16 protein-coding genes are annotated in these 20776 nt (G+C 59.2%); 12 read left to right on the forward strand and 4 right to left on the reverse strand.

All coding sequences use genetic code 11. The annotated features are described in order from the left end of the window. Nucleotides 1-32: 32 nt before the first annotated feature. From nuoL to HUO14_RS06380, 7 genes are read left to right on the forward strand one after another with little or no spacing between them, the layout of a single operon-like run. Nucleotides 33-2039 carry an NADH-quinone oxidoreductase subunit L gene (gene nuoL / locus HUO14_RS06350; RefSeq protein ID WP_176279513.1) on the forward strand — a complete coding sequence of 669 codons (2007 nt, stop codon included), beginning with the start codon at nt 33-35 and terminating at the stop codon, nt 2037-2039. Next, on the forward strand, nt 2039-3577 hold the full coding sequence (locus HUO14_RS06355; protein ID WP_176279038.1) for an NADH-quinone oxidoreductase subunit M: 1539 nt from the start codon (nt 2039-2041) through the stop codon (nt 3575-3577). The genes nuoL and HUO14_RS06355 overlap by 1 nt, the downstream gene beginning before the upstream one ends. Beyond that, nucleotides 3577-5031 carry an NADH-quinone oxidoreductase subunit NuoN gene (gene nuoN, locus HUO14_RS06360; RefSeq protein WP_176279039.1) on the forward strand — a complete coding sequence of 485 codons (1455 nt, stop codon included), beginning with the start codon at nt 3577-3579 and terminating at the stop codon, nt 5029-5031. The genes HUO14_RS06355 and nuoN overlap by 1 nt, the downstream gene beginning before the upstream one ends. Before the next feature lie 17 nt (nt 5032-5048). Then, the gene (locus HUO14_RS06365) at nt 5049-5741 is read left to right on the forward strand and encodes a biotin--[acetyl-CoA-carboxylase] ligase (protein ID WP_343046076.1); all 693 of its coding nucleotides are present in this window, start codon (nt 5049-5051) and stop codon (nt 5739-5741) included. A 15-nt stretch (nt 5742-5756) separates the two neighbouring features. Then, nucleotides 5757-6539, forward strand: coding sequence for a type III pantothenate kinase (locus HUO14_RS06370; RefSeq protein ID WP_176279040.1), 783 nt, complete (start codon nt 5757-5759; stop codon nt 6537-6539). After that, on the forward strand, nt 6536-8176 hold the full coding sequence (locus tag HUO14_RS06375; protein ID WP_176279041.1) for a ribonuclease J: 1641 nt from the start codon (nt 6536-6538) through the stop codon (nt 8174-8176). Before HUO14_RS06370 ends, HUO14_RS06375 begins: the two co-directional genes overlap by 4 nt. 3 nt (nt 8177-8179) lie before the next feature. Continuing rightward, on the forward strand, nt 8180-8458 hold the full coding sequence (locus tag HUO14_RS06380) for a DUF1467 family protein (protein ID WP_176279042.1): 279 nt from the start codon (nt 8180-8182) through the stop codon (nt 8456-8458). Here HUO14_RS06380 and HUO14_RS06385 read toward each other — a convergent pair. Beyond that, nucleotides 8455-10791 carry a hypothetical protein gene (locus HUO14_RS06385; protein WP_176279043.1) on the reverse strand — a complete coding sequence of 779 codons (2337 nt, stop codon included), beginning with the start codon at nt 10789-10791 and terminating at the stop codon, nt 8455-8457. The genes HUO14_RS06380 and HUO14_RS06385 overlap by 4 nt on opposite strands. Nucleotides 10792-10860: 69 nt before the next feature. On the opposite strand from HUO14_RS06385, the gene HUO14_RS06390 reads away from it, so the two are divergent. The 4 genes from HUO14_RS06390 (at nt 10861) to HUO14_RS06405 (ending at nt 14987) form a co-directional block, all read left to right on the forward strand. Next, nucleotides 10861-11169 (forward strand): Hpt domain-containing protein, encoded by a 309-nt coding sequence (locus HUO14_RS06390; protein ID WP_176279044.1) that lies wholly within the window; start codon nt 10861-10863, stop codon nt 11167-11169. Nucleotides 11170-11289: 120 nt separating this feature from the next. After that, nucleotides 11290-12495 (forward strand): hypothetical protein, encoded by a 1206-nt coding sequence (locus tag HUO14_RS06395; RefSeq protein ID WP_176279045.1) that lies wholly within the window; start codon nt 11290-11292, stop codon nt 12493-12495. Between the two features lie 51 nt (nt 12496-12546). Next, nucleotides 12547-13608, forward strand: coding sequence for a hypothetical protein (locus HUO14_RS06400; RefSeq protein WP_176279046.1), 1062 nt, complete (start codon nt 12547-12549; stop codon nt 13606-13608). Next, nucleotides 13605-14987: a sensor histidine kinase gene (locus HUO14_RS06405; protein ID WP_176279047.1), complete on the forward strand. Its 1383-nt coding sequence runs from the start codon at nt 13605-13607 to the stop codon at nt 14985-14987. The genes HUO14_RS06400 and HUO14_RS06405 overlap by 4 nt, the downstream gene beginning before the upstream one ends. A 52-nt stretch (nt 14988-15039) precedes the next feature. Here the strand turns inward: HUO14_RS06405 and HUO14_RS06410 are convergent, their stop codons facing one another. Together HUO14_RS06410 and gltX are read right to left on the reverse strand one after the other, a co-directional pair. Then, nucleotides 15040-16323: a citrate synthase gene (locus HUO14_RS06410; RefSeq protein WP_176279048.1), complete on the reverse strand. Its 1284-nt coding sequence runs from the start codon at nt 16321-16323 to the stop codon at nt 15040-15042. 27 nt (nt 16324-16350) lie between these two features. Continuing rightward, entirely contained in the window at nt 16351-17754 is a 1404-nt protein-coding gene (gene gltX / locus HUO14_RS06415) for a glutamate--tRNA ligase (protein WP_176279515.1), read from the reverse strand. A gap of 70 nt (nt 17755-17824) precedes the next feature. Between gltX and HUO14_RS06420 the strand changes: the two genes are divergently transcribed. After that, a complete protein-coding gene (locus HUO14_RS06420) occupies nt 17825-20047 on the forward strand; it encodes a ComEC/Rec2 family competence protein (protein ID WP_176279049.1) in 2223 nt (740 codons plus the stop codon). On the opposite strand, the gene lexA is transcribed toward HUO14_RS06420, so the two are convergent. Next, entirely contained in the window at nt 20041-20733 is a 693-nt protein-coding gene (lexA, locus tag HUO14_RS06425; protein ID WP_176279050.1) for a transcriptional repressor LexA, read from the reverse strand. The genes HUO14_RS06420 and lexA overlap by 7 nt on opposite strands. Nucleotides 20734-20776 lie beyond the last annotated feature (43 nt).

The following is a 20776-nucleotide window of genomic DNA, read 5'->3' on the forward strand; positions in this document are numbered from 1 at the left end:
CGACAAGCTCAGCACGAACGGCTCCGGGGGTAATCGTGAACAGTATCACTCTCATAGTTTTCCTGCCCCTGCTGGCAGCGATAGTCGCCGGTTTCGGTAACCGTATCATCGGCAATGTGCCGGCCAAGGTCATCACCACTGGTGCGCTCTTTGCCGCCTGTGCGCTGAGCTGGCCGATCTTCATCGGTTTTGTCAGCGGAACCAGCAGCGCCGAAGTCGTGCCGGTCATGACCTGGATTATCTCGGGTGACCTTAATTTCGACTGGTCATTGCGCGTCGATACGCTGACCGCGGTGATGCTGGTCGTGGTGACCACGGTCTCCGCGCTCGTCCATCTCTACAGTTGGGGCTATATGGACGAAGATCCGGACCAGCCGCGCTTTTTTGCCTATCTGTCATTGTTCACCTTTGCCATGCTGATGCTGGTGACCGCGAACAATCTGGTGCAGATGTTCTTTGGCTGGGAAGGCGTCGGTCTGGCCTCCTATCTGCTGATCGGTTTCTGGTTCAAGAAGCCGAGCGCCAATGCCGCGGCGATCAAGGCCTTTGTCGTCAACCGCGTCGGTGACCTTGGCTTCATGCTCGGCATCTTCGCCACATTCCTGGTTTTCGGCACCGTATCCATTCCGGAAATTCTTGAAGCCGCACCAGGCATGGCCGGATCGACGATTACCTTTGCCGGCATGCGTCTCGACACGATGACCATAATCTGCCTGCTGCTGTTCATCGGCGCCATGGGCAAATCGGCGCAGCTGGGTCTGCACACCTGGCTGCCGGACGCGATGGAAGGGCCGACCCCCGTGTCGGCGCTGATCCATGCGGCCACCATGGTGACCGCCGGTGTGTTCATGGTCTGCCGTCTGTCGCCGATGTTCGAAACCAGCGATGTGGCATTGACGGTGGTAACGGTGGTTGGCGCCTGTACCGCGATATTCGCCGCGACCGTTGGTCTCGTGCAGAATGATATCAAGCGGGTGATCGCCTATTCGACCTGTTCGCAGCTCGGCTATATGTTCTTTGCCGCCGGTGTTGGCGCCTATAATGTGGCGATGTTCCACCTGTTCACCCACGCCTTCTTCAAGGCGTTGCTGTTCCTCGGTGCCGGTTCGGTGATCCACGCGATGCATCACGAGCAGGACATGCGCTATTATGGTGGTCTGCGGAAAGAAATCCCGCTGACCTTCTGGGCGATGATGGCCGGTACGCTGGCGATCACCGGCGTCGGTATCTATTGGCTTCACGCCGGGTTTGCAGGCTTCCATTCCAAGGACGCGATCATCGAGGCGGCTTTCGCTTCGGGCAGCCAGGTTGGCCAGTTCGCCTTCTTCATTGGCGTACTGGCGGCCCTGCTCACCAGCTTCTACAGCTGGCGCCTGATGTTCCTGACCTTCTGGGGCAAGCCGCGCTGGATCCAGTCCGAACATATCCAGCACAGCGTTCACAAGACACCCGAACAGGCTGGCGACGACACGACCGGCGGCTATCATCCGCATGAGAGTCCCTTGACGATGCTGGTGCCGCTCGGCGTCCTGTCCGTCGGAGCCGTGTTCGCGGGCTTCGTCTTCAGCCATGCCTTCATCGACGACGGCGGCTTCTGGAACGGCGCGATCGCTTATGATGCGGGATTGATGCACGCCATGCACGAAGTACCTTTGTGGGTGAAATTGTCGGCGACCGCCGCCATGCTGAGCGGCCTCGCGACCGCCTATTTCATGTATTTCCGCGGCACCGACCGTCCGGCGCGTCTCGCCGCGACGTTCAGCCCGCTTTATGCATTTTTCTTCAACAAATGGTATTTCGATGAGCTTTATGACCGGATATTCATCCGCCCCGCATTCTGGTTCGGACGACTGTTCTGGAAAAAGGGCGACGAAGGCACGATTGACCGCTTTGGTCCCAACGGCATCGCATCGGTCATTGCCAGTGGTTCCGGCGTGATGAAACGCTTCCAGAGCGGATATCTCTATACTTATGCGCTCGTCATGTTGCTCGGCCTCGCTGCCGCCGCGACCTGGATTATCGTGCAGGGAGCCAGCTAATGAACCAGCTCGATTTCCCGATTCTGTCCCTGATGATGGGGCTGCCGATGGCGGCAGCGATTATCTGCCTGTTCCTCAACGCGCAGGCTGCGCGCTGGCTGGCGCTGGCAACGACTCTCGCGCTGTTCGTGCTCGGCATTGTCCTGTGGGCCAATTACGACATCGGCGGTCCGCAATGGCAATATGTCGAGCGATCCGATCTGTTCGGCAATTTCGCCTGGGCGCTGGGTATCGACGGCATTTCGATGATGCTGATCATGCTCACCGTCTTCCTGATGCCGATCTGTATCGGTGCCAGCTGGGAATCGATCCAGACGCGGGTCGGCGAATATATGGCTGCCTTCCTGTTCATGGAGGTACTGATGATCGGCGTCTTTGCGGCGCAGGATATCTTCCTCTTCTATATCCTATTCGAAGCGGGCCTGATCCCGATGTATCTGATCATCGGTATCTGGGGCGGTGCGAACCGGATTTACGCCAGCTATAAATTCTTCCTCTACACCTTGCTCGGCTCGGTGGTGATGCTGATCGCGATGCTGTGGATGGTGCAGGATGCGGGTACCAGCGACATTCCGACCCTGCTCAACTATGATTTCGCGCCCGAGGCGCAGACCTGGCTGTGGCTGGCCTTCTTTGCCAGCTTCGCGGTGAAGATGCCGATGTGGCCGGTCCACACCTGGCTGCCCGACGCGCACGTTCAGGCGCCGACTGCCGGTTCGGTCATATTGGCCGGCGTGCTGCTGAAAATGGGTGGCTACGGATTCCTGCGCTTCTCGCTGCCGATGTTCCCCGAAGCGTCCGAACAGTTCATCTGGCTGGTCTTCGGCCTGTCGATGGTGGCTGTCATCTACACCTCGCTGGTGGCGCTGGTGCAGCAGGACATGAAGAAGCTGATCGCTTATTCGTCGGTTGCCCATATGGCGATCGTCACGCTCGGCCTGTTTGCATTCAACCGCCAGGGCATCGAAGGCGCGGTCATCGTGATGCTGAGCCACGGCCTTGTATCGGGTGCGCTGTTCCTTTGCGTCGGCGTGATCTACGACCGCCTCCACACGCGGGAAATCGACCGCTACGGCGGACTGGCGATCAACATGCCGAAATATGCGATCCTGTTCTTGCTGTTCACCATGGCCTCGATCGGCCTGCCGGGCACCAGCGGTTTCGTCGGCGAATTTCTCTCGCTGATCGGTCTCTACGAGGTCAACAGCTGGGTCACGCTTGTCGCGACAACGGGGATCATCCTCGGCGCAGGCTATATGCTCTATCTCTATCGCCGGGTTGCATTCGGTGAACTTGTTCACGAGGATGTCAAAGCGATGCCGGATCTGTCTGCACGGGAAATGGCGCTGCTCGCGCCGATCGCCGCTGCTGTAATGTGGATGGGCGTCTATCCCGAAAGCTTCATGGCCCCGATCCGCGGTGATGTCGGCGCGCTGGTTGCGCGTATCGACCGCGCGGCTCCGGAAGGCGATGCGCATCTCAAGATGGGCGAGGCAAAAGCCATCGCCAAGGACCATGCTGAAGGGGAGGCACACTGATGGGTATCGGAAACTCCCTTTGGCTGGTTTCGCCGGAAATCTTCCTCTCGATCTCGAGCCTTGTCCTGCTGATGGTCGCTGCCTGGGGCGGTGACAAATCGGCCCGTCTGGTGACGATATTGTCGGCTGCGGCGCTGTTCGGCGCGTCGACCCTGTTGATGAGTCTCGCCCATATGCCCGAATTCAAGGGCGGCGTGTTCGCTTTTGACGGCCAGTATAGCATGGATGCTTTCGGCAGTTCCGCGAAGTTCCTGATCTATATCGCTGCGATTGTCTCGTTGATGATCGCGCCGCGTTTCTTCCAGGCCGGCGGAAAATATCGCGCGGAATATCCGATCCTGATCCTGTTTGCCTGCATCGGCATGGGCATGATGGTATCGGCAACCGACATGATGACCCTCTATATCGGTCTCGAACTGAACAGCCTGTCGGCCTATGTTCTGGCCAGCTTCATCCGCACCGATGTGCGGTCTTCCGAAGCGGGCCTGAAATATTTCGTCCTCGGCGCCTTGGCCAGCGGCATGCTGCTGTTCGGCATCTCTCTGGTCTACGGCTTTGCCGGCTCGACCAGCTTTGCCGTAATCGGCGAGACGCTGAGCGGTGATCTTTCCACCGGCCCGCTGATCGGGCTGGTTCTTGTCCTGTCGGGACTGGCGTTCAAGATCAGCGCCGTGCCGTTCCACATGTGGACGCCGGACGTCTACGAAGGCGCGCCGACTCCGGTCAGTGCATTCTTCGCCAGCGCACCGAAAGTGGCGGCTATCGCGCTGACGGCTCGGGTGATCATCGATGCCTTTGGTGGCCAGACCTCGGCCTGGCAGCAGATCATCGTATTCGTTGCCCTGGCGTCGATCATTCTCGGCGCGGTTGCCGCAATCGGCCAGCAGAATATCAAGCGTCTGCTCGCCTACAGCTCGATCAACAATGTCGGCTTCCTGCTGATCGGTCTCGCGACCGGTACCGCGCAGGGCATTTCGGCGATGATGTTCTATCTGGTCGTCTATGTCGCCATGACCCTCGGCAGCTTTATCTGCGTACTGGAAATGCGGGACAAGGACGGCAGACCGCTGGAAAGCCTGTCGAGCCTCGCCGGACTGTCGCAGACCCGTCCCGGACTGGCTGCTGCCTTTGCCGTGTTCATGTTCTCGCTCGCCGGCATTCCGCCTTTGTTCGGTTTCTGGGGCAAGTTCCTGGTCTTTGATGCCGCCGTCGCAGCCGGCATGTTGCCGCTCGCGGTGATTGGTATTGCCGCGTCGGTGATCGGCGCGTTCTACTATATCAAGGTCGTCAAGATCATCTATTTCGATGATCCTGCCGGCGAGATCGTGAGCACAGGTCACAAGACCGAGAATATCCTGATCGCGATTCTGGCATTGTTCGTTTCACCGCTGGGCTATCTGGCGATACCCTTCATGGCGCCGGTCGCCGATGCAGCCGCGGCGTCGCTTTTCTGACTATTCGCATAGAAACAATCGCGGAAACCGCGTCCACCAATGCGGACCTGAAGGCGCTCGCAGGGCAGGGTGCTGCTGTCGAAGGCTATTGGCTGCGGGCAGAAACACAGTCTGGCGGGATCGGACGTCTGGGCCGTAAATGGGAAAGCCCCCGGGCCAATCTCTATTGCAGCACCGTGGTCGACATCCGGTCCGGTGATCCGTCGCCGTCGTCCCTGTCCTTTGTTGCCGGACTGGCGGTCTATTCCGTCATCCGTTCCTGCCTGCCGGGTACCGAGATGATCCTGAAATGGCCCAATGACATATTGGTCTCCCAGTCGAAGGTCTGCGGCATCCTGCTCGAGCGGGTGAAGGATCAGGTCGTCGTCGGCATCGGCGTCAATGTCGCGGTTACACCAGAGGTCGAGGGCAGGATATTGACCAGCCTGGCAGCCGAGGGCGCGAATATAGACGCAGCCGGTTTTCTCGAACGACTGTCCGTTTCATTCGCGGATTTCGTCAGGGACTGGCGCGACAACGGAATTTCGCATATCCTTTCGGAATGGCAAAAACTGGCTCATCCGCTCGGCAGTACCATTACCACCAGCGATGAGAGCGGCGAGAAAACCACCGGCGAATATGCCGGGCTTACCGCGGATGGCGCACTCTGCTTGAGAAAAGCCGATGGAACGCTTATCGAAATACGCGCCGGTGATATTTCCATCGGATAGAAAGAAGAGACGCTCATGCTGTTGGCCATAGATGCCGGAAATACCAATGTTGTGTTCGCTCTTTTCGACGGCGACGATATTCGCGCGCGCTGGCGCATCGCAACCGACGCTCGCCGCACCGCGGATGAATATGTCGTCTGGCTCCGGCAGTTGCTGGAACTCGAGGGGCTTGAACTCAATACGGTCGACGCGGTGATCATCGGCACCGTGGTCCCGCGCGCTCTTCATAATCTCACCGTTCTCTCGGAAAAATATTTCGGCGTAACCCCGCTAGTCGCTGGCCGTGGCGCAGCCGAATGGGGCGTTGCGCTCGACGTCGAGCAGCCCGATTCAGTGGGGGCGGATCGCGTGCTCAATGTGATCGCCGCGCACCAGAAATATAAGCAGGATATCGTTATCATCGATTTCGGCACCGCGACGACCTTCGACGTCGCCGACTATGAAGGTGCCTATAAGGGCGGAGTCATCGCTCCGGGAATCAATCTTTCGCTCGACGCGCTCGTCGGCAAGACCGCGCAACTACCGCGTATCGCACTGGAATCCCCCGAAAGTGACAATGTCATCGGCACCACCACCGAAAGCCAGATGCTGATTGGCATTTTCTGGGGTTATGTTGCGATGATCGAGGGTCTAGTGGCACGGACCAAGGCACAAATCGGTCGTCCGACCAAAATCATTGCTACCGGCGGCTTAGCCGTACTTTTTGACGAACATACAGACGTATTTGACCATCTAGAATCAGACCTGACTCTTCAGGGCCTGCATTTCCTCTATCAGCGAGCAACACACGCTAAATGACAAAATCTAAAAAAGAACTTCTCTTCCTGGCCCTTGGCGGGTCGGGTGAAATCGGCATGAATGTCAATCTCTACGGCTGTGACGGCAAGTGGGTGATGGTCGATCTGGGCATGACCTTTGCCGACCCGAGCTATCCGGGGATCGACCTGATTCTCCCCGACCTCGAATTTATCGAGAAAAACCGCAAGGATCTGCTCGGGATCGTGCTGACCCATGGTCATGAAGACCATATCGGCGCGGTTCCCTATTTTGCCGCCGATCTCGATGTGCCGTTGTTTGCAACGCCGTTCACCGCCGGCCTGATCCGCCGCAAGCTGGAAGAAGTCGGGCTGGAGCATCAGGTCAAGCTCAACATCATTCCCAACGAGGGCAGCTTTGATCTTGGCCCGTTCGGTTTTCGCTATTTGCCGATCGCGCACTCTATTGCCGAGGGCAATGCGATGCTGATCGACACGCCCTACGGCAAAATTTTTCACACCGGTGACTGGAAGCTGGATGACGAGCCGGTGCTCGGGGTCCCGTCTTCGCCGGAAACGCTCAAGCAGATCGGCGATGAGGGCATATTGGCGATGGTCTGCGATTCGACCAATGTCTTCAACGAAAAGGCCTCCGGATCGGAAGGCGAAGTGCGCCGCAACCTGATGCGGGTGGTCGAGGATATCGACACGCGGATCGTGGTCACGACCTTCGCATCCAACGCTGCCCGATTGCAGACGCTCGGCGAAGTCGCCATCCACGCCGGACGCAAGCTTTGTGTGGCCGGCCGCTCGCTCGACCGGATCATCGAAAATTGCCGCGAAAACGGTTATCTCAAGGATTTTCCGCCGACGGTCGACTTCCAGGAGGCGATGAGCCTTCCGCGCGACAAGGTTATGATCATCGCAACCGGCGGACAGGGCGAGGCGCGGGCCGCTCTCGGACGGATTGCCGGCGACAGCCACCAGATCAAGCTCTCCGAAGGCGATCATGTGCTGTTCTCGTCGAAGCAGATTCCCGGCAATGAAATTGCGATTGGCCGTATCCAGAACCAGCTCGCATCAAAGGGCGTTGTGATGATTACCGAGCGTCAGGAACATATCCATGTTTCCGGCCATCCCGGACAACCCGAACTCGCGCAGATGTACGACTGGATCAGGCCGGAAATCCTGGTACCGGTTCATGGTGAAATCCGCCATATGAAGACCCAGGCCCGTTTTGCTCTGGACCATGGCGTTCCAAAGGCGATCTTCCAGCAGAATGGCGATGTCGTCCGACTGGCTCCCGATGGTCCCAAAATATTGGGGCAGGAACGCACTGGACGGCTTGTTGTCGATGGCGACGTGATCATCCCGGCTGACGGCAGAACATTAAACGACCGGCGCAAGACTGCTCATAACGGCATGATCTCGGTGGCCATCGGTCTCGACCACAAGGGCAAGATCTTCGGGCAGCCGGTGCTGAAAATGCACGGCGTACCGCTCGAGGAAGACGAAGAGGATTTCCTCGACGAAGTCGTCGACAAGATTGTCGCCAAATATTCCAAGCCGGTGGGCGATATCGACAAGTTCAACGAAGCCATCCGCTTGCTTGTTCGTCGCACGGCGACCGAGTGGACCGGTAAGAAACCGATCGTATCGGTGCTCACGATAGAGGCCTGATCCATGGAACCCACGTCCGTCATCGCCATTTATGTGCTGTTCTGGGTGATGGCGGCGTTCATCGTCCTGCCGATCGGCATCCGCAATCATCATGAGTCGGGTGAGAAGATGGTCAGGGGGCAGGCGGATGGCGCGCCGGTCAACTTCCGCCCGCTGCGCGTGTTGTTGCTGACAACATTGCTCGCAACCGCCGCGTTCGGCCTATTCTATCTCAACTATGCCAATGGCTGGATCACCCTCGACGATATCGACTTTTTCAACAGCCGCGAACGGATGCGCTAGCTGCGCAGCCGTTCGATTGCCTGGGCCAGGGCGACATAAAGCTTCCCGACGTCCGACGACAGCAGGGTAACGCTGATTGCGCTGCCATCGCGGGTGGCGAGCACGCCGCGCAACATCGCTTCGAAGTCATGGATATAGCGGTTCACATGTTCGCGGAATTCGTCATTGGCTGAATATTGGGCGAGCACTTCGCGCACTTCCCGGTTGTCGAGCAAGCGAACCGCCCGCCGGGTGAAGATACCGCGATCGCCCTTCAGATAGGCAGCCCATTCGGTGTCGGTGACATCGTTCGACAGAATCTTTCCGACGTCGATCGAGATGGAATTGAGCGACTCGGTCAGCTGAGCCACCCGCCGGGTGAAATTCTCGTCGCTGCTCTGCTCTGACTTTTCCTTGGCAAACAATATGCGCTGCTCGAGCTTGGTCGTCATGTCCTCGATGGCGGCCAATTGATCGGTCAGATGCGCTGCTGTCGACTGGGTCGTTTCAACCGCGCTCGACACAGCCTTCTCCAGCTTCGGCGCGATCGATCCGATCTTGTCATCGATGATCCGGTTCAGGGCTTCCTCGCTTACGCGTTCAAAAGCTTCGGTTGATCCGGCAATCGACTTTTCAAGCACTTCGCGCGAATGTTCGGAAGCCTGTTTTGCCGTGTCCTTGACCCGCAACAAAGCGCTGATCAGTTTCTCGCCGGCGCTTTCGGCAAGCGATTCATTCTGCTCGCGCACCTCGTCGAGAGACTTCGAGATTTCCGCGATCTGTTCCACAATCGATTGGCTTGCAACATCGCCATCTTCGCGCAATTTGCGGATTTTCTGCTGCTGTTCGCTGATCGAAAGGTCGGTACGGGCAATGCGTTCCGCGACTTTCTCGGCATCGTCCTGCGCCTTGGTCGCTTCGCCGGCGATCTGGCCATATAGCGCCAGGCTTTCCCTGGACTTGTCCGAGACCCGCTCGAATGCGGCGGGCAGGGTTTCGTCCAGTTCCCGCGCGCTGCTGTCGAGAGCGACCAGCAGTCGTTCCATACGCTGGATCATGCCGTCTGCGACACCATGGCCGCTTTCCAGTGAAAGCTGCAGAGCGGCACTATTTTGTTCCATTGCCGACATGGCAAATGCGAGCTTCGCGGTCTTGTCACCGCTTTCATTGTCGAGCTTCTCGATATTTTCCGCAATGTCCGAGACCGTTCTGTTGAGCGTTTCGGCCAGCGCCTTGAGCCGGTCCTCTTCCTCGTCGGCAACTTTTCCGGCACTAGCCAGAGCCGCTTCCAGGCCGTCGAGTTCTGCGCGCATCGCGAGCGCCGATTCCGACGTCTCGGTCGCAAGATCGGCTCTGGTCTTGCGCAGTGCTTCGATGGTTTCCGCGGTCGTCTTTTTCAACAGGTTTGCCAGCTGGGTCGATCCGGCTCCGGCGTCGTCGAGCTGTTTCGTCAGCCCGATCTTGATCTTTTCGGCTTCGGCGGCGAGCGTTTCAACAGACAGGGCCGATTTGTCCGTCAGTTCGTCCAGGCTCTTCTTGGCTGCTGCCCCGACGTCTCCGATCTTTCTGAGGGTCCCGACCATGGCGGCCATTTCGGTCTGGGCGGTCCGTCCCGAATTGCCGATCTGATTGGTTACATCCTTGGCCGTGTTGATGACCACAGGCAGATGTTCGCGCAATTGTTCGAGATTCTTGTAGGCGGCTTCACCGACCTGATCCAGCTTGACCATCTTGCCGAGACCGTCTTCCAGCGAACTTCTCATCAATTCGGCCGCACTGACCAGCTTGACGGACGACTTGTCGCCGAGAAATTCGAGTTCGCGGCTCTCGTGGCTCAGAAATTCGCGAGCGACGCTAAGCTCGTTGTTGACGGTCTTCAGGCGTCCTTCCAGTAACTCCGACTCTGCCCGCAACGATGTCGCCACATCGGTGAAGCGATTGGCCTCCCTGGTGCTGTTGCGCATGTAGAGCAGATAGGCGACCCCGAGCGTGGCGATCGGCAGGCACCATTGGGTCAGCAGGTCAATCCCGGCCTTGGGGGTTGGCAAGCTGGTAAAAATGTCGCGATTCGCCCAGATGAAAAATCCGGTCCAGCCGATTACGGAAACGGCCAGCAATAATATCGGAACATATCGGGACAGGCTGGCCGTGGCTGCCGTATCATCGGCATAATGGCTCCAGCTGTCTTCCGCCGGATCATCGCCATTTTGCTGGCTCTCGGCCAGCATGGTCTCCGGCTCCGTCTCCGGTGTGGCTGCTTCACCCTCCACCTGAGTCGCTGCTTCTGCCTGGTCGCTGTCGGGACTGCCATCCCTGTCGCGCCACATCCCGATTATCTTGTTCTCACCTGCCATGACTACTATTTAGCACAATATTGAATCATATAAACCATAAGTTAACCATATCAGCTGTATTGGAGGGGAATGTCATTTGATTACGGGGCTTTGGATGCCGCTCTGGCGGCCGCAGTGGGAGACGATCAGTCGCTCATCGCGGAACTGCGCGAGGCGTTTCTGGAAAGCGCGAAACGGCAGGTAGACCTGATGGGCAGAGCGCGTTGCGATGCCAACTGGGAATATGCGGCCTGGCGTCTCAAAGGACTGGCCGCGAGCTTTGCCGCGACCCAGATCCTGCAACTGGCTGACGAGGCGGCCCATTCCGCACCGGGCGATCCGGTAATATTGCGGAAGCTGCAGCGCGCTGTGGCCGCAGTCGAGGTCCACAGGGACTGACTTGTCGCTTTTGGCGCACGGACTGCGCCAGCTTCACCAGAATATCGGTTGGCATGTTTGCACGTCACCATCTATGGACGGGAACGACCTTCCCATCCATCGATCAGGACCCCTATATTCGTGAAACTGGCACTGATTTCTCTCGCAAAAGACGATCTCGACGGCAATGGTCCGATTGCCCTGCTGCCGTTGTTCGCCGGCACGCTGCTTGATCTGCAAATTAGCGCCGCGCAACGCATCGGCTGCGAGAAATTCATATTTCTTTGCCCGGTAACCCATGGCGCCCTGTTGCAGAAAATCGACGCAATGAAGCAGCAGGGAATGGACGCCGAATATGTCCGTAGCCCCAGCGATCTCGTGCAATATGCCAGCGACCAGGATCACATGATCTATATCGCCGATGGCATATTGCCCAATGAGGAGATTGTCGATCAGCTGAGCGGGGCGCCGCAGGAATTGCTGTTCACCGTGCTTCACGGCGATGAATATCAAGAATTTGAACGGATTGATCTCAACCAGAGGTGGCTCGGCATCGTCTCGCTCAACGCCGCCCGGCTCAGCGCGATGATCGATATTCCCGACGAGTGGGAAGTGGGGTCCGCCCTGTTGCGCACAGCCGTTCAGGCAGAATGCCCGCGCGCGATAATATCGGATCGCAAAATGGGCGCAGGAGCGATCGCGCATGTGCAAAGCGAAGTCAGCGCCGGGCAATATACCCGCCGACAGTTGAACGCGATGCCTGCGCGCGAGGGCAATTTTCTGAACCGCTTTCTGTTGCAGCCGCTGGTCAAGCGCAGTCTTCCCCGGCTCTGGAAGAAAAAATCCGCGCCGCAATATCTCGGAATTTCCTCGCTTACCGCCGGATTCGCAGCGGTCATCACCGCAGTCCTCGGCTATCCTGTGGCGTCGCTGATCCTGCTCCTGACCGGCAGCGCCGCGCAATTTGCGCGGGCCGCCATGGTGCAATTTGGCAGCGCGGCAAAAATTCGAGACTGGCCTGGACTTGCGCTGGATTTGCTGGCGGTAGCGGTGGTCACGATCCTGCTGGTACAGGTGTCTGGCGGGACGACATTGGCACCAAATCTGGTGATTATGGCATTATTGCTGGGCCATTTGTTAACCTTGAAGGCCGGGCCGGTAGACCGACGCCTGGCGCTGGTGAAACCCGATTTGCGACTGGTTCTGCTGGTTCTGCTATTCGCAGCCTTCTTCGGACAATTGGCTGTCGGCCTGTACGGAGCAGCGCTCTATTCCGGCTTGATTCTCGTTCTCGACCGCTATCTGGTGAAAGGTTTGTCTGGAAAAACGGTCTTGCAGGACGAATAATGGAATGGCCCGCTTAGCGGCTTGTTAACCACATTGGGTTACGGCCAGACTATGGCACAGCGAGTTTTTTCGATGAACGAGACGATGAATAACGATATCATCCGGCATGCGTCTGCAATGGCCGGTAAAGCCTCGTTTATTGCCGATGATTTTGCTCAGGCGCTGTTCCCGCGAACCGACGTGTCCTTCAACGACCGCATGCGGTCCAATGCGCGGCAATATCTGCGCGCAACGATCGGACAGATCGAACAACGCATCTGCCGGATTGCGACGGACGAAATGGGCGTATCCCATGAAACGCTCGCAAAAATCGGGCAGGGCAGCGGCGGCCAGAGCTTTCGCTTGCTGGAGAATAGCGGCCTGCTCAAGACGACCGAGATCGTCCAGCATCTGTTCGTGAAAGCGCAGCAAGGCGAGCTGGCGGCCCGACTGTTGCAGAAAATCTCTCAACAGGATCTTGAAGCGACGCTGACGCGCCATCTGGATCATGCCGATCCGGTTGTTGCCGAAGCTGCGATGGGGCTGCTCGTCGCTCAATCCAAATCCACCGGCGCGGCAGGAGAAATTTCCGCGAGCCTGGCCGATCTGCCCGCCGAGATTGCCTTTGCTCTCGCCTGGCCGGTAACCGCTGCGCTTGCCAGATTGTCCGGCCTGCCCGGATCACAGCTGCAACAAGCCACCGAGCGCATGCTTGCCGCACATGACGAAAGCGCCAGCGTGGCGCGCAAGTCGGACCGTCTCGCCCGTTTGCTCGAGCAGACTGCAGAGACCGGGGACGCCATTCCCCATCCGATGAAAGATGGCCTGTCCCTTTTCATCGCCCGGCTTGCACGGCGATCCGGCCTGACCAGTGACCAGATCATCGGCTTCACCGCCGAACCGAACATGGTGCGCTTTGTCGTCGCGATTCGCGCGGCCGATTTTCCGACACAGGACGCCCTGTCGGTATTTGCGGCTCTCGATGGCGACGATCATATCCTCACCGCAGCAACTTATGGCGAGACCGACCAGGACCGGTGTCTCGCCTTGGTATCGAGCTGGGCAGCGCCCGGCGCCTATCAGAATGCCGAGCGGATTCTGGCCGACGATAGCCTGGGCGATCAGGGAAAATGACGACGGCGGGCAAATTGGCCGATCCGGTGCGCGGAAAGGTCGATGCCGATGGCATATTGCTGTCGGCCGATCCGCGTCTGATGCGGCTCCATTTGCGTAGTGGCGGCGCTGAAGGCGGACCATTGGCCGTGCCTGAACTGGCAGAATTATGCCGGCTTAGCCGGCGGCTGGGGATGAACCTGTCGCGACCGGCGCAAGCCTCCGATGACGAATGCCGGATCGATATGTGGGTCGAGACCCGACTTGCCGCGGCGGACAAGGACCAGCAGCTCGAACTCGAGATCATGGACTGGAAAGAGCGGCCGCATGAGGAGCCGGATCAAATGGATCCCGCCCGTGCACGTGATTTTGACCGTCTTGAAGGTCGCGGCGTGATCAGAACCGATGCGGCCTTGCGGATCATCGCCCGGCAAATGCCCGGCGATGCGGCTCAGGCCAGCGATGCCATTGGCCAGTCGCTGCTCGATATATATGACGTCATCCCGCCTTCTGGCCACACGAGATTGATCGAGGCGGTGGCCGAGCGTCAGCCGGTTCGCAATCAGCGGGTACGGGAGAAGAGCGGCAGCCAGCAGCTTTATCTGCTGCAGGGGCAGCCGCTGATCGACAAGGTCGGCGTTTTTGCCGGATATCGTTTTTCTGCCACGCCCGAGAGTCCGGAAACCGGAGACCAGGCTGGCAAGCCGGTCGCTTCCAAGCTGATCAGTGACAGTCTGTTCGGTTTCCAGCTCGGTCCCGCTCTGCGTCAGCCGCTCGGCAAGATCATCGCCAATGCCGAAACCATCAGCAGCAAGCTGGAAGGCCCGCTGCGCGGTGATTATGCCAGCTATGCCAAGGATATCGCCTCTGCGGGCCGCCATTTGCTCGAACTGGTCAACGACCTGTCCGACCTCGAGGCCATCGAACGACCGGAATTTACCGTTGCTGCCGACGATATTGATCTTGTCGACCTTGCCCACCGTGCAGCCGGTCTGCTCGCGGTCAAGGCTTCCGATCACCAGATCCGGATTGATCTTCCCAAGGAGGGCGAGACATTACCGGCGCGCGGCGAATTTCGGCGCTCTCTGCAAATACTCGTCAATCTGATCGGCAACGCGATCCGCTATTCGCCCGACGGTTCGGTAATCAAGCTGCGCGTTTCCAAAGATCAGGAATTTGCCCGGATTTCGGTGTCCGACCAGGGCGACGGCATCGCACCGGAGGATCAGGACCGGATTTTCCAGAAGTTCGAACGGCTCGGCCGCTCCGGCGACGGCGGTAGCGGGCTTGGACTGTTTATCTCCCGCCGCTTGGCAGGAGCCATGGGCGGCAGCCTGACCGTGGCGAGCGCAGCCGGCAAGGGCTCTACCTTCACGCTGGCGCTTCCCAACCCGGAATAGGCAAAAAAAAGGGGAGCATGAAGCCCCCCTTTCTCTGGAATTTCTAATGTCTCTAGCGCTTGTCGATCGGGACAAAGTCGCGCTTGGCCGGGCCGGTGTACAACTGGCGCGGACGGCCGATGCGCTGGCCCGGATCGGAAATCATTTCGTTCCACTGCGCAACCCAGCCGACGGTGCGGGCGAGGGCGAACAGCACGGTGAACATCGATGTCGGGAAACCGATCGCCGACAGGATGATGCCGGAATAGAAATCGACGTTCGGGAACAACTTCTTGTCGATGAAATAGGGATCGTTGAGCGCCATTTCCTCGAGCTGCAGCGCCACTTCAAAGACCGGATCCTTGACCTTCAGCGTATCAAATACTTCACGCACCGTTTCCTGCATCACCGATGCACGCGGATCGTAATTTTTGTATACGCGGTGACCAAAGCCCATCAGGCGGAACGGATCGTCCTTGTCCTTGGCGCGCTTGATATATTCCGGAATACGGTCCGGATGACCGATTTCCTTGAGCATGTTGAGCGCCGCTTCATTGGCGCCGCCATGGGCAGGGCCCCAGAGGCAGGCAATGCCGGCCGCGATGCAGGCAAACGGGTTGGCACCCGAGGAGCCGGCCAGACGGACGGTCGAGGTCGACGCGTTCTGCTCATGATCGGCGTGAAGGATGAAAATCCGGTCCATCGCTTTTTCGATCGCCGGGTTCACTTCATATTCCTCGGCGGGAACACCGAAGGTCATGCGCAGGAAATTGCCGGTGTAGGACAGTTCGTTGTCGGGATAGACAAACGGCTGCCCGATCGAATATTTATAGGCCATGGCGGCAATCGTCGGCATCTTGGCGACCAGACGGTGGCTGGCGATCATCCGCTGGGCGGGATCGTTGATGTCGGTGCTGTCATGGTAGAAAGCCGACAGTGCGCCGACCACGCCGCACATGATTGCCATCGGGTGCGCGTCGCGGCGGAAGCCCTGATAGAAACCGCGCAGCTGTTCGTGCACCATGGTGTGGCGGGTGATCGTGTTGTTGAAATCGGCATATTCATCCGCGGTCGGCAATTCGCCACGGAGAAGAAGGTGCGCGACTTCCATGAAGCTGCTCTGCTCGGCGAGCTGTTCGATCGGATAGCCGCGGTGCAGAAGCACGCCTTCGCCGCCATCGATGAAGGTCAGCTCGGATTCGCAGCTGGCGGTCGAGGTAAAGCCGGGGTCATAGGTGAAGGCACCGGTCTGGCCGTATAATTTGCGAATATCCACGACGTCGGGGCCGACTGTGCCCGTCAGAACCGGATATTCGTGATCTTCACCATTGATGCTGAATTTTGCGTTATCGCCCACGATATTGTCCTTTCTGCTCCTGAAAACTCAGGTTTTTTCTATTTGATCTGCAAGACGGCCTAGCGATTCTTCTTTACCAAGAAGGATCAGGACGTCAAAAATTCCGGGTGAACTGGTGCTTCCTGTCAAGGCGGCGCGCATAGGTTGTGCGAGCTTCCCCAATCCCAGTTCGGCAGACTCCGCGATCGCTTTTATGACTTCTTCCGTTGCCTCGAGTGTCCAGTCTTCCAGATCAGTCAAGCCAAGGTGAATCGATTTAAGCAGCGTCCGTGCGGGATCGTCTAGCAGATTTTCTGCCCGTTCGTCGAGGCCAAGTGGTCTCTTTTTAAAGAGAAAAAGACTGGATTCGGCCAATTCGATCAGATTTTTTGCCCGGCTTTTCAAAACCGGCATCGCCTGACCCAGCAATTCCTTGTCTGCTGGCGTCAGGGCCTGCGCCAAATCCTGCTCGATCCAGGGGATCGCGAGGCGAACCAGATCATTGTCGGCGGCATCGCGCATATAATGGCCGTTCAGATTCTGCAGCTTCTTGGTGTCGAAACGCGACGGCGATTTGCCGACGCCCGAAAGGTCGAACCATTCGATGGCCTGCGCGCGCGAGATGATCTCGTCGTCGCCATGGCCCCAGCCGAGACGCAGCAGATAATTGAACATCGCGTCGGGCAATATGCCCATGTCGCGATAGGCTTCTACCCCCAGCGCGCCGTGCCGCTTGGACAGTTTCGCGCCGTCATTGCCGTGGATCAAGGGGATATGCGCGTAGAGCGGTTCCGGCCAGCTCATCGCACGGATCAGGGCAAGCTGGCGGAAGGCGTTGTTGAGATGGTCATCGCCGCGGATCAGATGCGTGACGCCCATGTCATGATCATCGACCACGACCGCGAGCATATAGGTCGGGGTGCCGTCGGAGCGCAGCAGGATGAAATCGTCAATCTCGCTATTCTGGACCGAAACATCGCCCTGGACCATGTCGGAAATGGTGACCTTGCCGGCCATTTCCGTCTTCAGCCGGATCGCAAATGGCGCGCCGTCGGGCGCTTCCGACGGATCGCGGTCGCGCCAGCGGCCGTCATAGCGCATCGGCTTTTTCTCGGCCCGCTGCTGTTCGCGCATTTCGGTCAGTTCTTCGGATGTCGCGAAACATTTATAGGCGTTGCCCGATGCCACCAGTTCATGGGCGACTTCGGCATGGCGTGCAGCGCGTTCGGACTGGAAGACGGTTTCGCCATCCCAGTCGAGCCCGAGCCAGTCGAGCCCTTCCGAAATCGCGTCAATCGCTTCCTGGGTCGAGCGCGCCTTGTCCGTGTCCTCGATCCGCAGCAGCGCCTTGCCGCCGTGATGGCGGGCGAAAAGCCAGTTGAACATGGCGGTACGAGCGCCGCCGATATGGAGAAACCCGGTCGGGGAAGGCGCAAAACGGGTTACGACCATATTTGTCTGTTTCGGCTGATTGGCATCATTTGAATTCACGCTTGCTTGGCCCCTGTGATAGGTTTGGGAAATGCGGGATGGATTGAGCCCGAATGGCACCATGGGTACCGGTTCCGGTTCGATTGGTCTCGCCCTTAGCATGCTGTTTCATCCGCGACAATTGCTTGAATGGCTGCGGCGAAAAAGGCCGCTCGAAACGCTCGAGAGCCTGCTCGAAAAGGAGCGCGACCAATTGCCTCTATGGTTGCCGGTGGCGCTGGGATGCGGGATTGCCGCATGGTTCAATCTGGCTTCTCCCGCTCTGTGGCTTGCCTTCGTCTGCCTTTGTATTTCGCTCTGTCTGTTCGTCCTGATGCGGGGGCAGGGGAGCCGCACCGGCAGCGCGCTTGTCCGGTTTTTCCTGTTCGCGGCTTTGGGTTGCGGTCTGATCTGGCTACGATCCTTTCAGGTTGCTGCTCCGGTGTTGGACCGGCCCCTCGTCACCCGTTTCAATGCCGAGATCGAGCGGGTGGAACCGGTATTGGCGCGGGACATGGTGCGGCTGGTGCTGGCAACCGGAGAGGATTCTCAACTGCCGCCGCGTGTCCGCGTCAATGTGCCGCTCGAGCGGGCCAAGCCCGAACTGCAACAGGGCGCGGTGATAGAGTTGCGCGCACGCCTGATGCCACCAGCAATGCCGGCGCTGCCGGGGGCTTATGATTTCTCCGAACGGGCCTGGTTTCTCGGCCTCGGCGCGACCGGCCAGGCACTGGGCGACATCAGAATATTGCGTCCGGCCGACCCTCTCTTCGCATTTTCCGCCTATCGGCAGCGGCTGTCGGCCCATGTCCAGGAGCAAATGCCCGGGGCAGCGGGCGCAATCGGGGCCACGCTGGCAACCGGCGACCGCGGCGCGATCAGCGAGGCCGATGCCGAAGCGATGCGGCGCAGCGGTCTGGCGCATCTGCTCTCGATCAGCGGGCTGCACGTGACCGCGGTAGTCGGCGCGATCTATCTGCTGGTGCTCAAGACACTAGCCCTGTCGCCGCCGCTGGCGCTGCGTTTTCGCCTGCCGATCGTGGCCGCAGCCTGCGCGGCGCTGGCGGCGGTCGGCTATACGCTGATGACCGGGGCGCAGGTGCCGACGATCCGGGCCTGCGTCGCCGCCCTGCTGGTGCTGGTGGCGCTGATGATGGGGCGCAGCGCGATCACCCTGCGGATGGTCGCGGCGGGGGCCATGTTCGCGCTGATATTCTGGCCGGAATCGCTGGTCGGGCCGAGCTTCCAGCTCAGCTTTGCGGCGGTCACCGCGATCATCGCGCTGCACGAACATCCGCGGGTCAAGGCGCTGGTCATGTTGCGCGAGGAACATTTCATCCGCCGGGCCGGACGTTTCATATTCTCGCTGTTCCTCACCGGCCTGGTGGTCGAGATCGCGCTGATGCCGATTGCCCTATATCATTTCCACAAGGCCGGCCTTTACGGCGCTTTGGCCAATATCATCGCTATCCCGCTGACAACATTTGTCATCATGCCGCTGGAGGCGCTGGCGTTATGGCTCGATGGCGTCGGACTGGGGGCACCGGTCTGGTGGCTTTGCGGCAAGGCGCTGGGCAGCCTGATCGCGCTCGCCCATTTCGTCTCCAGCCGGCCCGGCGCGGTGACGATGTTGCCGTCTATGCCGGTCGCGGCCTTCGCCATGGTGCTGTTGGGAGGGCTGTGGATTTGCCTGTGGCGGGAAGGATGGCGCTATCTCGGGCTGCTCCCGGTTCTGACCGGGGCGCTGATGATCACGGCCAACCGCGCACCGGATATTTACATCACCGGTGACGGCCGTCATGTCGGTATCCGCAACGATCGCGGGGAACTGGCGATGCTGCGCACCGGTGGCGGCGATTTCATCCGCGATATCATGCTGGAAAATGCCGGTGTGGACGGAGAATCGCAGGCGCTCGAAAGCTGGCCCGATGCCAGGTGTAATGACGATTCCTGTCTGGTCAGCCTGGCCGGAGGCGACCGCAAATGGGTGTTGCTGGCGACCCGCAGCTCACGTTATATCTCGGCTCTGGCCTTGTCTGCCGCTTGCCGGCGGGCCGATATCGTGGTCAGCGACCGCCGATTGCCGGCCAGTTGTCAGCCGAGCTGGATCAAGGCCGACCGCAGTCTTCTATCGCGGGTCGGCGGTATGACGATTGATCTGGAGAAGCAGAAGGTCTCGACCGCGCTGGAATGGACCGGCAGGCATCAATGGACCCGCTACCGGACCGTCAGGGATGACGCGCGGAGCCAGCCGGCGCGTCCTCCCGATCAATAGCGGCGCAGCAATCCGGCCATCTTGCCCTGGATACGCACTTCGCCTTCGCCATATATCTGCGGCTCATAGGCGGCATTGGCGGGGTCGAGGCGGATGCTTCGGCCATCCTTGCGGAGATATTTCAGCGTCGCTTCTTCCTCGTGGATCAGGGCGACGACAATCTCGCCATCGCGGGCGATTTCGGTTTTCTGGATGAGCGCATAGTCGCCATCGAGGATACCGGCATCGATCATCGAATCGCCGGACACTTCCAGCGCATAATGTTCGCCGGGGCCGAGCAGGGCGGCAGGCACGCTGAGCGCCGACTGGCCTTCCATCGCCTCGATCGGTGCGCCGGCGGCGATCCGTCCGTGCAGCGGAATTTCCAGCACATCATTATTGGCAGCCGGAGCAGGGCTTGAAGCAACTTCGCGCACCGGTGTGTCGGGATGCAGCGATATAACATTGGAAGGCTCCGCTTCGTGCACGCCGCCTTCCGGCAGTTTCAGCACTTCCAGCGCCCGCGCGCGGTTGGGCAGGCGGCGGATGAAGTGCCGCTCCTCGAGCGCGCTGATCAGCCGGTGAATGCCGGACTTGGACTTGAGCCCGAGCGCTTCCTTCATCTCCTCGAACGACGGCGAAACGCCGCTGTCCTTGAGTTTTTCATCAATGAAGCAGAGGAGTTCATGTTGCTTTTGCGTTAGCATGTCCAGTATCCTGTTCTGGGAACGAATACGGAACAATTAAGAA

It is taken from the genome of Parasphingorhabdus flavimaris (assembly GCF_013371215.1).
GTDB lineage: Bacteria > Pseudomonadota > Alphaproteobacteria > Sphingomonadales > Sphingomonadaceae > Parasphingorhabdus > Parasphingorhabdus flavimaris.

What these genes read in the sequence shown, in the direction of transcription:
- HUO14_RS06385 (WP_176279043.1), bottom strand. Translation starts at nt 10,791, where the DNA reads ATGGCAGGTGAGAACAAGATAATCGGGATGTGGCGCGACAGGGATGGC.
- HUO14_RS06380 (WP_176279042.1), top strand. Translation starts at nt 8,180, where the DNA reads ATGGAACCCACGTCCGTCATCGCCATTTATGTGCTGTTCTGGGTGATG.
- HUO14_RS06375 (WP_176279041.1), top strand. Translation starts at nt 6,536, where the DNA reads ATGACAAAATCTAAAAAAGAACTTCTCTTCCTGGCCCTTGGCGGGTCG.
- HUO14_RS06355 (WP_176279038.1), top strand. Translation starts at nt 2,039, where the DNA reads ATGAACCAGCTCGATTTCCCGATTCTGTCCCTGATGATGGGGCTGCCG.
- HUO14_RS06370 (WP_176279040.1), top strand. Translation starts at nt 5,757, where the DNA reads ATGCTGTTGGCCATAGATGCCGGAAATACCAATGTTGTGTTCGCTCTT.
- HUO14_RS06405 (WP_176279047.1), top strand. Translation starts at nt 13,605, where the DNA reads ATGACGACGGCGGGCAAATTGGCCGATCCGGTGCGCGGAAAGGTCGAT.
- HUO14_RS06390 (WP_176279044.1), top strand. Translation starts at nt 10,861, where the DNA reads ATGTCATTTGATTACGGGGCTTTGGATGCCGCTCTGGCGGCCGCAGTG.
- gltX (WP_176279515.1), bottom strand. Translation starts at nt 17,754, where the DNA reads ATGGTCGTAACCCGTTTTGCGCCTTCCCCGACCGGGTTTCTCCATATC.
- lexA (WP_176279050.1), bottom strand. Translation starts at nt 20,733, where the DNA reads ATGCTAACGCAAAAGCAACATGAACTCCTCTGCTTCATTGATGAAAAA.
- HUO14_RS06400 (WP_176279046.1), top strand. Translation starts at nt 12,547, where the DNA reads ATGGCACAGCGAGTTTTTTCGATGAACGAGACGATGAATAACGATATC.
- nuoN (WP_176279039.1), top strand. Translation starts at nt 3,577, where the DNA reads ATGGGTATCGGAAACTCCCTTTGGCTGGTTTCGCCGGAAATCTTCCTC.
- HUO14_RS06420 (WP_176279049.1), top strand. Translation starts at nt 17,825, where the DNA reads ATGCGGGATGGATTGAGCCCGAATGGCACCATGGGTACCGGTTCCGGT.